This is a genomic window from Actinocatenispora rupis (genome assembly GCF_016861975.1).
Lineage (GTDB): Bacteria > Actinomycetota > Actinomycetes > Mycobacteriales > Micromonosporaceae > Actinocatenispora > Actinocatenispora rupis.
The window spans coordinates 110,351-122,381 of the sequence record NZ_BOMB01000008.1 but is presented as its reverse complement, the minus strand read 5'-3'; the positions used below and the strand labels follow the sequence as shown (position 1 = coordinate 122,381).

Here is a 12,031-nt window from a genome sequence, read left to right as displayed (position 1 = left end):
CAGTGGAGGTGTTCGTTGCGGTCAGGATTCGACGGCGCCGGAGTGTTCCCCGGCGACCGGCGGGAGAAGCTGCGCATCGCGATCTCGATGCGTGACGCCGACCTGAGCGCGCTGTTCACCCCGCCGGTCCTGGCCCGCCTGCACGAGGTCGCCGACCTGACCACCCCCGACGTACTCGGCCGGCTCGACACCGCCGACGCGTACGCCGCGCTCGCCACCGCCGAGGTACTGCTGACCGGTTGGGGCACGCCGCGCGTCGACGCGGCCGTCCTCGACCACGCGCCGAAGCTGCGCGCGATCGTGCACTCGGCCGGCACCGTCAAGACGTTCCTCGGTGACGAGGTGTTCGGCCGCGGCATTCAGGTGTCGTCCGCGGCCGACGCGAACGCCGTGCCCGTCGCGGAGTACACGCTTGCTGCGATCGTGTTCGGCGCCAAGCGCGTCAGCCGGTTCGCCCACCAACTGCGCACCCGGCGCGCGACCCGGAGTACCAAGGGACTGCCGCAGATCGGCACGAACGGCATCACTCTCGGCATCGTCGGCGCCTCCCGGATCGGTCGGCGCGTGATCATGCTGGCGCGCAACCTGGACGCGACGGTGCTCGTGGCCGACCCGTACCTGACGCCGTCCGAGGCCGCCGCCCTCGGCGCCCAGGCGGTCGACCTCGACACGCTGTGTCGGCGCAGCACCGTCGTCAGCGTGCACGCGCCGCAGACCCCCGCCACCCGGCACCTGCTGAACGCGCGGCGACTGGCCCTGCTGCCCGACGGCGCCGTCGTCATCAACACCGCGCGAGGATCCATTGTGGACACCGGCGCGCTCACCGCGGAACTCGTGTCCGGCCGGCTCGACGCCGTCCTCGACGTCACCGACCCCGAGCCGCTGCCGCCCGACTCCCCCCTGTACGACCTGCCCAACGTGCTGCTCACCCCGCACGTGGCCGGCGCGCTCGGCAACGAGGTGCACCGGCTCGGCGAGCAGGCCGTCGCGGAACTCGAACGGCTCGCCGCCGGCGCCCCGCTCGCCCACCCCATACACGGCGACGAACTGTCGCACATCGCATGAGCCGCCGGCGTTACCACCCGGACGATACTGTTGCCGCATGAGACAACCAGCCCATGCCGCCACCGGTCGCGGCGGATCCGGCCGGCGGCGCGGCGGCGCCAGCGGCCCCGTCACGATCGAGGACGTCGCGGCCCGGGCCGGCGTCTCCGCCGCCACCGTCTCCCGCACCCTGAACGGGAACTATCCGGTCGCCGCCACCACCCGCACGCGCGTCGAGCGTGCCGTCCGCGACCTCGGATACGTGGTGAACGCGCACGCCCGCGCGCTCGCGGGCAGTACGACGCGGACGGTCGGCATCGTGGTCAACGACGTGATCGACCCCTTCTTCGCGTACATCGCGCGCGGGGTCGAACGGGAGGCGACGGCGCGCGGCCGGATGTGCCTGATCGCCGCCACCCAGGGCGATTCCCGGCGCGAGCTGGCCATCGTCGACCTGCTGCACGAGCAGCGCGCGGACGCCGTCGTCCTGGTCGGCGGCGCGGTCGCCGACCCGGCGTACACGAAGCAGATGGCGGCGCGGGCGAAAGCGCTTGCTGCCGGCGGGTCCGTTCTCGTGCTGTGCGGCCGGCCGTCCCTTGGCCCGGGCGTACCCACCGCACAGGTCGGGTACGACAACGAGGGCGGCGCCGCGGCGATCACCGAGTACCTGATCGCCGCCGGGCACCGCCGCATCCTGTACCTGGGCGGGCCCGCCGAACTGTCCACCAGCCGGGCCCGGCTCGCCGGCCACCGCAAGGCACTGCGGGCACGCCGGATTCCCAGTGACCCCAAGCTGATCCAGACCGGCGCGTTCGGCCGGCGCTTCGGCTACCACCGGATGCAGGAGCTGCTCGCCGCCGGCCCCGACTTCACCGCCGTGTTCGCCGCCAACGACGTCGTCGCCGCCGGCGCCATGCAGGCCCTGCACGAGGCCGCCCGCACCGTTCCCGACGACATCTCCATCGTCGGGTACGACGACGTTCCCGTCGCCGCCGAGGTGCGCCCCGGCCTGACCACCGTGCACGTACCGCTGGAGGAGATGGGCCGCGAGGCGGTACGGCTCGCGCTGGCTGGCGAGGACACCGACACCAACGCGCCGCCCACCCAGGCGGTCACCGTCGGAACCCACATCGTGGCACGGGAATCCGTTGCAGCGCCGTCGAAAGGCGCGCGTCGACAGCGCTGACGGCCCGTCGTGACCGTTTCCGACCGCGGCACTCCTCCGACACCGCAACGAATGCGCTCCTCCCGGCGGGCCCGATGAGCGGTGTCCGCGGCTCGTTCGTCGAGAGGGCCCGCGGGCGGCGGACGATCGGCCGAGCATGAACGTCGATGCTGACGGCCCGTCGTGACCGTTTCCGACCACGGCACTCCTCCGACATCGCAACGAATGCGGCGCCCCCGGCCAGCCCGGGTGAGCGGTGTCCGCGGCTCGTTCGTCGGAAGAGCCCGCGGGCGGCGGGCGATCGGCCGAGCATGAGCGTCGATGCTGACGGCCCGTCGTGATCGTTTCCGACCGCGGCACTCCTCCGACATCGCAACGAGTGCGCTCCTCCGGCGGGCCCGGTAAGCGGTGCCCGCGGCCGTTCGTCGGGAGGGCTCGTGGGAGGCGGGCGATCGGCCGAAGGTGAGTGGGGATGAGGTCGGCGGCTTTCGCGGAGGACGCACACGGCGAAGGCCGGTCGCGGGGCTCTTGACGTGGTGCGGCGCCGGTGCATAGCGTCGGCTAGGCAAGCGCTTTCCATCCGCCCGACCCGGGAGTCCGATGAGCACCCCGCCGTACCTGTACCTGCCGCCGCTGGACCGCGCGCGCTCCACCCGGACCGGATGGGGGCGCCTGCACTGGGAGGCCCTGGCCGACCACCTGCTCGACTCGGTCGCGCCGTACGCGACGGACGACGCCGCGCAGTACCGGATGCCCGGCCGGAACAGCCGGTCCGGGGTGGTCTCCGACGGCCTGGAGGGTTTCGCCCGCACGTTCCTGCTGGCCGCGTTCCGGATCGCGGGCGCGAACGGCGAGGGCGTCGACGACCTGATCGAGCGATACTCCCGGGGTCTCGCCGCCGGCGCCGCCGGGAGCTGGCCGTCCATTGTGGACCGTTCGCAGCAGATGGTGGAGGCGGCGGCGATCGCCATCGCGCTGCACGAGAGTCGGCCGTGGCTGTTCGAGCGGCTCGACGTGTCCACACAGGACAGTGTGCGGTCCTGGCTCGGCGGCTTCGTCGGCAAGCGCACCTGGGACAACAACTGGATCCTGTTCCAGGTCGTCACCGAGCAGTTCCTCGCGTCCGTGGACGGACCGCACGACCCGGCGGAGATCGAGCGCGGCCTCGACACGATCGAGCCCTGGTACCGCGGCGACGGCTGGTACTCGGACGGCGCCGGCGCGAACTACGACTACTACATCGGCTGGGCCATGCACCTGTACCCGTTGCTGTGGACCAGAATGGTCGCGGACGACGGCGGCCGCGGTGCGGTGTACCGGCAGCGGCTGCGCGAGTTCCTTGCGCAGTACCAGTACTTCTTCGGCGCGGACGGGGCGCCGGTGCACCAGGGCCGGTCGCTGACGTACCGCTTCGCGAGCGTGGCGCCGCTGTGGCTCGGCGCGCTGTTCGACGCGAGTCCGCTGTCACCGGGCCAGACGCGGCGGCTCGCCTCCGACGTCGTGCGGCACTTCGTCGAGCGCGGCGTCCCCGACGAACGCGGCCTGCTCACCCTCGGCTGGTACGACACGCACCTGCCCACCACCCAGGAGTACTCCGGGCCCGGCTCACCGTACTGGGCCAGTAAAGGCTTTCTCGGGTTGCTGCTGCCGCCGGACGCTCCAGTGTGGACGGACCCGGAGGCGTCGGTGCCGAACGACCGCGACGACACCGTGATGGCCCTGCCCCGCCCCGGTTTCGTGCTGTCGTCCACCGTGCATGACGGCGTGGTACGCCTGCTCAACCACGGCAGCGACCACAACCTTCCCGCGCCGGCGCCGGCACGCGACGACCCGCACTACGCCAAGCTGGCGTACGCCACGCATGCCGCGCCGGACACCGCGCCCGCCGCATGGAACCGCGACGTGGACGGTCACATCGCCGTACTGTCCGCCGCGGGCACGCCGTCCCGGCGTACCCGGATCGAGCGCATCGCCGTCGCCGACCGGTACGCGTCGTCCTGGCACACCGCCACCGTCGATGACAGCGCTTACCGGATAGAAACCGCTTCCGTCGCGCGCGGCCCGTGGGAGGTCCGCATCCACCTCGTCTCCGGCGCACCCGGCCGCACCGTCCGCGACGGCGGGTACGCGGTGGCCGCAGCGACCGCGCCGACCGTCACCACCGGTACCGGATGGGCCGCCGCGACCACGCCGGACGGGCTCACCGCCGCGATGATCGGCCTGTCCGGCTGGGCGAACGCGGCCACGCACACCGAGGCGGAAGCCAACGCGTTCGGGCCCCGCTCGGCCACGCCGTACGTCCGCGCCGTGCATCCCGGCGGCGACGCCGTGTACGTCAGCCTCGTCGTACTGTCCGCCGACGCGGTGCATCCCGACGCGCTGGCGCGGGGCTTCGCGGTGTCCGTCGCCGACCGCACCGTCGCGATCCGGTACCCCGACGGCGAACTCGTACGACTGCGCCTCGGAGACGTACCGGCCGGGGCCGCCCGGTACCACCGCGTACCCATCGACGGGCCTCCCGTCGCGGTACTCGCCTGACGCACACGCGCGTCGCTGGGACAAGTGCCGGGCGCCACGGCGACGGGCGGCACGAGCCAGACGGGCCGGCCCGAGTCGCGACGGAGGAGGCGCGATTCCCGAGACCGTGGCGCGATCGGCGACGCACATGGCGCGAGTCGCAGGCCCGGCCCGAGTCGCGACGGAGGAGGCGCGATTCCCGAGTGCGTCGCGCGATCGGCGACTGGCATGGCGCGACTCGAAGCGTTCGGAAGGTCGGTGGTCCAACGGATCCAGCGCACGCCGGGCCGGGCCCGCGCCGGCTCCACGGGCAAACCCGAGCTGGTCCCGGTAGAGCAGCCACGGGAAGTCCACCCCGGCCGCGCGCCCGTGGGCCCGGCGCGATTCGCGACCGCGGGGGGCGCGACCGCCGAGAGCGTCGCGGCGATCGGCGACTGGCATGGCGCGGTCGCCGCGACGCCACCACAGATTGTTCAATTGTCTCATTGTTCAACAATGAGACAGTTGAACAATGAGACAGTTGGACAATGTGACTGAACGTCCACAGTGGACAACGTTCTGACACAACCGCCAGCGCGTATCCGAACCTCAGTACCGCGCCCATCAGACGCCAGAAGATGCGCCAGCGACACAACAGAACTGCGGCCTCAAGCACCGCACCGCCATCACCCGACCCCGCGCAGCGCCCCCACGCTCAGAACACACCCGACACGGCACCAGAAATCCACCCGGCGGCACGCACGCACGGCACGATCAGCCCGACCTGCACCCAGCACCCGACGCCACGCTCACGCGCTCAGCGCCGCGAAGCCCCACCATCGCCACGTTCGGGCGTCACCAGCCCAAGCTCCACGCCCGGTTCACCACCGCCCCCGCCGACCGCCCCGGACCCGCCAGACCCGTTGGTACGCCCGGGATCCGTGCCGTACCAGGGGGCGGCGGCGTCGGGTGCGCTGCCGTTGCCGGGGGTGTCGTCGCCTTCGGGCCCGTCGGCGTAGCCGGGGTCGTCGTCTTCGGGGGACGGCGGGTAGCCGGTGTCGTCCTCGTCGGGGGCGAGCGGCAGGCGTACGCGGAAGGTGGCGCCTTCGCCGGGTTCGGAGTCGACTTCGACGGTGCCGCGGTGTGCGGTGACGAGCGAGGCGACGATGGCGAGGCCGAGTCCGGTGCCGCCGGCTTCGCGGGACCGTGCCTTGTCGACGCGGTAGAAGCGTTCGAAGACGCGGTCGCGTTGTTCGGCGGTGAGTCCGGGGCCCTGGTCGGCGACTTCGACGACGGCGGTGCCGTCCTCGGTGCGCACCCGTACTTCGACCGGTGTGCCGGCTGGGGTGTGCGCCATCGCGTTGTCGACGAGGTTGCGGAGTACCTGGCGGAGGCGGGGTTCGTCGCCGAGTACGACGGGGGGTCCGTCGGCGCCGGCTCCGACGCGCAGCGACATGTCGCGTTCGGGGGCGACGGCGCGCGCGCCGGACACGACGTCGGCGGCGACGGCGAGCAGGTCGACCGGCTCGTGCGCGATCGGCCGCTGCTGGTCCATCCGGGCGAGCATGAGCAGATCCTCGACGAGCAGCCCCATCCGGGACGCTTCGGCTTCGATGCGGGCCATCAGCCGGTCGGCCTCCTCGGGCCGCGCGGCGGGCGCCGACACCTCCGGTACGTCGGTGGTCGCGGGGACGTCCTCGGCCCGGTTGGCGTTGAGCCGCTGCCGGTACAGCTCGGCGAAGCCGCGGATGGTGGTCAGCGGCGTACGCAGTTCGTGGCTGGCGTCGGCGATGAAGCGCCGCATCTTCGCCTCGGACCGGTGTGCGGCGGCGGCGGACTCGCGGGCGGCGTCGGCCGCGCGCCGGGCGGAGTCCGCGGACCGGCGCGCCGCGTACTCGGAGCCGGCCTGTGCGGCGAACGCGGCCTCGATCTGGCCGAGCATCGCGTTGAGCGCGCGGCCGAGTCTGCCGAGTTCGGTACGCGGATCGCGTTCGGGCACCCGCAGTCCGAGGTTGCCGTTGGCGATCGAGCCGGCCGTACGTTCGATGTCCCGCAACGGTCGCAGGCTGTACGTCACGACGGCGGCGCCGACGATCGCGAGCAGTACCAGGACTGCGGCGCCGACGATGACCTCGATGCTGATGAGCCGGCTGATGGTCTGGTTCACCGAGTCCATCGACGCCGACACCACCAGGTACTGCTTGCTGCCGCCCAGGGTGAGCGGGTGCACCATGACCCGCCAGCGCTGCCCGCCGGCGTTCGACCCAGTACTGAAAGGCTTGTCCGCCATGGCGTTCAGCGCCGTGGTGGAGTGCGGGTACACCGGCCACACGGTCGGCTTCGGCGTCTGTGTGTTGACCCGGTCGCGGAGATTCCCGTTGGCGAGCCGGCTCTCGAACACGTACTGCGCACGCAGGCTCATCGTGCTCGACGGGCTGGACGGGATCAGGTCGCTGACGCGGACCTTGATCTCGCCGCCGGACGGGCCGGTCGCCATCTTCTCCTCGATGATGCTGACCGCCTGGTGCGACAGCGACTTGACCTGCTCGTCGACCTGCGAGGTCAGGTAGTTGCGCAGGAACATCACGCTGGCCGCGCTGATCAGCAGCAGCCCCATCAGTACCAGGATGAGCGCGGCCGCCACCATCCGCGTCGCCAGCGGCATCCGCCCGACGAGGGCGCGCAGCATCCGCGGTGCGCGCGCCACTCCGGTCCGGTGCGGCGGCGGTGCGTTGTCGGCGACGGTCACGGTCCCTGTTCCCTGCTCGTATCGGCGGTCAGCTGGGCATGCGCAGCACGTACCCCACCCCGCGCAGGGTGTGGATCAGCCGCGGGTCGGCGGTGTCGACCTTGCGCCGGAGGTACGACACGTAGGACTCGACGATCGAGTCGTCGCCCCGGAAGTCGTAGTTCCAGACGTGGTCGAGGATCTGCGCCTTGGACAGCACCCGCCCGGCGTTGGTCATGAAGTACCGCAGGAGCTTGAACTCGGTGGGCGACAGCTTGATCAGCCGGCCGCCCCGGTACACCTCGTGGGTCTCCTCGTCGAGCTCGATGTCGGCGAACGTGAGGCGGGCCGGCGGCTCGAACTCGCCGCCGGTGCGCCGGAGCACGGCCCGGATGCGCGCGATGACCTCTTCGAGGCTGAACGGCTTCGTCACGTAGTCGTCGCCGCCGAGGGTCAGCCCGCGCACCTTGTCCTCGGTACCGTCGCGCGCGGTGAGGAACACCACCGGCGTACGGTCGCCGCCGGAGCGCATCCGCCGCGCGACCTCGAAGCCGTCCAGGTCGGGCAGCATCACGTCGAGTACGACGAGGTCGGGGCGGCGGCGCTGGACCGCCGCGGTAGCCTCCTGACCACGGGTCGCGGTGGACACCTCGAAGCCCGCGTAGCGCAGGCTCGCGGACAGCAGTTCGAGGATGTTCGGGTCGTCCTCGACGACGAGCAGGCGGGCCTCGGTCTGCTGACCGACCCGACCCTGCGTGAGGTCACTCGTACCCGCGGATGCACCTGTGGCCATGCGTCCATGATGCCCACGAGCGCTGGGCCGGTACTGACGAAGTCCTGTGAGTTGCCTGGAAATCGCACGGGTAAGCGGATGCCGCCCGGGCGGCCGTGTGAGACCGTGGGGTCATGCCGAGGAACCCTCGCAGTCACCGAATGCCCTGTCCGGCGTCACACAGCGTGGGGGTACGGTGAGGGACACCTCGTGGACACGGACGGCGATCTGATGACACAACTGACCATTCCCGCGCGTTTCTGCGGCCCCGCCGACAGCGCCAACGGCGGGTACCTCGCGGGCCGGCTCGCCCGCCTCGCGCCCGGCCCGCACGGCACGGTCGTCACCCTGCACGCCCGGCCGCCGCTGGAGCGCGCGCTCGACGTCGACGTGGAGCAGACCGACGAGGACACCGCCGCCGCGCTGTACGACGGGGAGCGGCTGATCGCTAGCGCCCGCAGCGCCGACCCGTTCGACGCGCTGGTACCGCCGGTCGGGTTCGAGGTGGCGGAGCTGGCGTCGGCGGGTTACCCGGGCTTCACCAGCCACCCGTTCCCGGGCTGCTTCGTCTGCGGACACGAGCGGGAGAAGGGCGACGGCCTGCGGCTGTTCCCGGGCCGGCTGGACGACGGCACCGGACGCACGGCGTGCCCGTGGGTGCCGGACGAGTCGGCGACCGACGCGTCCGGGCACGTACCGCCGGAGATCGTGTGGGCGGCGCTGGACTGCCCGGGCGGCTGGACCGCCGACATGGAGCGCGAGGCCCGCGTACTGGGCCGGATCGCCGGCCGGGTGCGGGACGTGCCGAAACCGGGCGAGCACTGCGTGATCATGGGACGTAGCCTCGGGTCGGACGGTCGCAAGACGTACGTGGCGACCACGATCTACGGTCCGGACGGCGCGATCCTCGGTCAGGCCCTGGCGACCTGGCTGACACTGCGCGACTGACGTCCGCGGCGTGAGCCCACGCAGCGGGCACCTAACCGCCGCCGGTACCATCTGCGGCCGTCGTACTCGACACGCGGAGGTAGTGGTGCGCGCACGCATGGCCGGCGTGGTGCTCGTCCTGACCGGACTGCTGGCCGTGCTGGCCGGATGTGGCTCCGACCTGGTCATCGACGAGGCCACGGCGCACCGCACCGAGCCGCCGCAGCTCGTCACGCAGCCCACGCGTACCGGGTGGACGTTGCACGCGCGGCTGAACTCCGGCACCACGCCGATCGCGGCCGGCGGCGGCCTCGTCTACGGCACGTACTCGGAGTCGAAGGGGTTGCCGGACCGGGTCGTCGCGATCGACGGCAGTACCGGCAAGGAGCGGTGGCACTACGCGCGCCAGGGCAAGCACAGCAGCCTGGTGCGGCTGGTGGCGTCGCCGGACGGCAAGCGGGTGGCGGCCTGGTTCGAGCGGGACAGCCAGCAGCTGCTGGTCATGTTCGACGCGATGACCGGGGTCGTGGTGTGGCACCGGGCGCTCGACGCGCCGACCGACGGATACCAGAGCGTGGACCGGTTCTGGGCCACCGACCACGCCCTCGTCACGTACTCGCCGCGCACCACGGACGGCATGTTCCGGCTCGACGGGTACGACATCAACTCCGGCAAGCACCTGTGGCACTGGTACCCGGGCGGCGGCACGAAGCAGTACGAGATGGTGGGCACGGACCAGGACGTCACGGCGGACGCGGTCCTCATCCCGGTACTCCGGGCCGACGCGGAGTCGTCGACGATCGAGCTGGTGTCGTTGGACGACAAGACCGGCGGGCCGACCTGGCGGCACGACTTCGTGACCGACGGGCAGCCGCTGGGGCCGGGCACGCAGGCGATGGCGCGGGTCGACGCGTACCCGCAGGATCCGTCGCGGCTGTGGTTCTCGGCGGGTGTCGTGGGCGGGCCGCAGTTCGCGGGGGTGGTGTCCGCGGCGGACGGCCAGCCGACGTACAAGCTGCCGACGCCGACGTGGGGGCTGCCGAACACGCAGCTCACCATCGGCCTCACCCCCGACGTCGACGTGTACGCGGCGCACATCTCGCAGAGCACCGCGGTCCCCGCGACCGTGCGCGCACCGGCGAACGGGAAGGCGACCGCGTGGCGGGCGTTCACCGGGGTGAACGCGACGCTGCTGGGCGACGGCCAGTCCGTACTGGAGGCGCACGCCCGCGACGGCCGGTACACGGCGGTGACCTGGTCGTTGCCGGACCGCAAGCGGCTCGGCTCGGTGAACGTGACGGGCCACGTGACCGCGGTGGTCGCCGCACCCGGCGCCGTCGTGCTGTACGACGGGCTCGACGGCACGATCACCGGCCTGACCTGACTCGACCCCGTACCGTGGCGGGCCGGTGACGGACGCGCTGGACGGTTGGGGTTTCCGTCCCGGATGTGGTATTCACAGCGATCGTGACGACAGCCGTGAACGGTCCGGACAGCGCCCGGTCCCTGCGCGACGAGGCGGACGAGCTGCTCGCGGCGCACCGCGCCGACGAGGCGGCGGTACTGCTGCGCGCGTTGACCATCGAGCACCCGGCGGACGGCTGGGCCTGGCAGCGGCTGGCCGCCGCGCTGCTCGCCGGTGACGGCGGTGCGCAGGCCGACGCCGAGGCGAAGGTCGCGGCCGAGCGCGGCGTCGCCCTCGACCCGGCGAGCGCCATCGGGTACCGGATGCTGACGGAGGCGGCGCTGCGGCTCGGCGACCGGGACGCCGCGCTGTCGGCGATGCGGGCCGCGGTCCGGGCCGCGCCGGACAGCTGGGTGACCCACCTCGACCTGGCGTCCGCGCTGGTGGACCAGCCGGGCGGCGGTGCCGAGGCGTGGCGGATGGCGAAGCGTGCGGCGGGCCTGGCGCCGGACCGGGCCGAGCCGTACCTGATGCTGGGTGATCTGGCGATGCGTGCCGGCGACCTGGACAAGGCCGCCGCGGGGTACGCCGACGCGCTGGACCGCGCGCCCGGCAACGGGCTGGTCACCCGCAAGCTGGCCGAGCTGCACCACCGGCTGGAAGCGCCGACGACGCTGCTGGCGCCGGTTCCCCCGGAGGTTCCGGACCACCGCCCGGCGGTACGGCTGGGCAACGCGCTCGCCGTCCAGTCCGCGCTGGCCGCCGCGGTCGCCGCGATGCTGGCCGTACTGCGACCGTCCGGCACGACCGTCTGGTACCCGATCGTGGCCGGGGTGGCGGGCGGTGGCCTGCTGCTGGTGGCCGGCGCGCTGCTGGCGGGCACCCGGCAGGCGCGGGGGCACCTGCCCCCAGGCGGCGGGTTCCGGGTCGGGTTCGGGGTGAGCGGGGTGCTCGGTGCGCTGGCCGCGCTCGGCACGCTCGGCGCGGGGCTCGCCGGCAGCACGCTCGGGCTGCGCATCGACCTGTGCGTCGCCCTCGCCGGGTACGTCGCGGGCCACGTCACCGCCCGCTGGGCGGCCCGCGCCGACGAGCCGGCGACCGTCCCGCGGCGCGCGGCGTACCTGGGGCTCGCCGGGGGGAACCTGCTGGCCGGGTTGGGCTTCGGCACCCTGGCCGCGCTGTCCACGGTGCTGCGCATCGGGACGTACCAGGTGGTCGGGGTGCTGGTGGTGGTCGTGCTGCTGCTCGCGGCGGCGGGGCAGGTCGGCGCGCTCGGCGGGCGTACGCCGCGGACCGGGGCGTTCCTGGCCACCCTGACCGGAATCGCCACCCTGTACGGGGCGGCCACGGTGCTCGCCGCGCTGTTCACCGCGCCGACCGTGGTACCGCCGGTGACGGCGGCGCTGTGCGCGCTGGCCCTCGCGGTCTGCAGCGCGCTGGCGGCCGCGGTCCGCCGCTGACGTACGCGGGCACCACACGGGACCGGCCGCGCGT

Annotated in this window: 8 protein-coding genes; 6 read left to right on the top strand and 2 right to left on the bottom strand. The window is 72.9% G+C overall.

Going from position 1 to position 12,031, the window contains the following annotated elements; translation table 11 throughout:
- Positions 1-15 precede the first annotated feature (15 nt).
- From Aru02nite_RS07190 to Aru02nite_RS07180, 3 genes are all read left to right on the top strand, one after another.
- Complete coding sequence (locus Aru02nite_RS07190; RefSeq protein ID WP_239076474.1) at positions 16-1,065, top strand: hydroxyacid dehydrogenase; 1,050 nt, start codon at positions 16-18, stop codon at positions 1,063-1,065.
- Positions 1,066-1,102: 37 nt separating this feature from the next.
- Complete coding sequence (locus Aru02nite_RS07185) at positions 1,103-2,230, top strand: LacI family DNA-binding transcriptional regulator (protein WP_203655895.1); 1,128 nt, start codon at positions 1,103-1,105, stop codon at positions 2,228-2,230.
- Between the two features lie 579 nt (positions 2,231-2,809).
- Positions 2,810-4,747, top strand: a complete 1,938-nt coding sequence (locus Aru02nite_RS07180; RefSeq protein WP_203655893.1) for a DUF2264 domain-containing protein — start codon at positions 2,810-2,812, stop codon at positions 4,745-4,747.
- Positions 4,748-5,522: 775 nt separating this feature from the next.
- On the opposite strand, the gene Aru02nite_RS07175 is transcribed toward Aru02nite_RS07180, so the two are convergent.
- Both Aru02nite_RS07175 and Aru02nite_RS07170 read right to left on the bottom strand, forming a co-directional pair.
- Entirely contained in the window at positions 5,523-7,454 is a 1,932-nt protein-coding gene (locus Aru02nite_RS07175; RefSeq protein ID WP_373324854.1) for a sensor histidine kinase, read from the bottom strand.
- A 28-nt stretch (positions 7,455-7,482) separates the two neighbouring features.
- Positions 7,483-8,226 (bottom strand): response regulator transcription factor, encoded by a 744-nt coding sequence (locus tag Aru02nite_RS07170; protein ID WP_203655891.1) that lies wholly within the window; start codon positions 8,224-8,226, stop codon positions 7,483-7,485.
- Between the two features lie 210 nt (positions 8,227-8,436).
- Between Aru02nite_RS07170 and Aru02nite_RS07165 the strand changes: the two genes are divergently transcribed.
- The 3 genes from Aru02nite_RS07165 to Aru02nite_RS07155 all read left to right on the top strand — a co-directional run bounded on the left by Aru02nite_RS07165 (position 8,437) and on the right by Aru02nite_RS07155 (position 11,997).
- Complete coding sequence (locus Aru02nite_RS07165) at positions 8,437-9,153, top strand: hypothetical protein (RefSeq protein ID WP_239076473.1); 717 nt, start codon at positions 8,437-8,439, stop codon at positions 9,151-9,153.
- Positions 9,154-9,238: 85 nt separating this feature from the next.
- Positions 9,239-10,516, top strand: a complete 1,278-nt coding sequence (locus Aru02nite_RS07160) for an outer membrane protein assembly factor BamB family protein (RefSeq protein ID WP_203655889.1) — start codon at positions 9,239-9,241, stop codon at positions 10,514-10,516.
- Positions 10,517-10,599: 83 nt separating this feature from the next.
- The gene (locus Aru02nite_RS07155; protein WP_203655887.1) at positions 10,600-11,997 is read left to right on the top strand and encodes a tetratricopeptide repeat protein; all 1,398 of its coding nucleotides are present in this window, start codon (positions 10,600-10,602) and stop codon (positions 11,995-11,997) included.
- Positions 11,998-12,031: the final 34 nt, after the last annotated feature.

Excerpts from the sequence above, each read along its gene's own strand:
- Aru02nite_RS07170 (WP_203655891.1), bottom strand. The coding sequence starts at position 8,226 with ATGGCCACAGGTGCATCCGCGGGTACGAGTGACCTCACGCAGGGTCGG.
- Aru02nite_RS07165 (WP_239076473.1), top strand. The coding sequence starts at position 8,437 with ATGACACAACTGACCATTCCCGCGCGTTTCTGCGGCCCCGCCGACAGC.
- Aru02nite_RS07185 (WP_203655895.1), top strand. The coding sequence starts at position 1,103 with ATGAGACAACCAGCCCATGCCGCCACCGGTCGCGGCGGATCCGGCCGG.
- Aru02nite_RS07180 (WP_203655893.1), top strand. The coding sequence starts at position 2,810 with ATGAGCACCCCGCCGTACCTGTACCTGCCGCCGCTGGACCGCGCGCGC.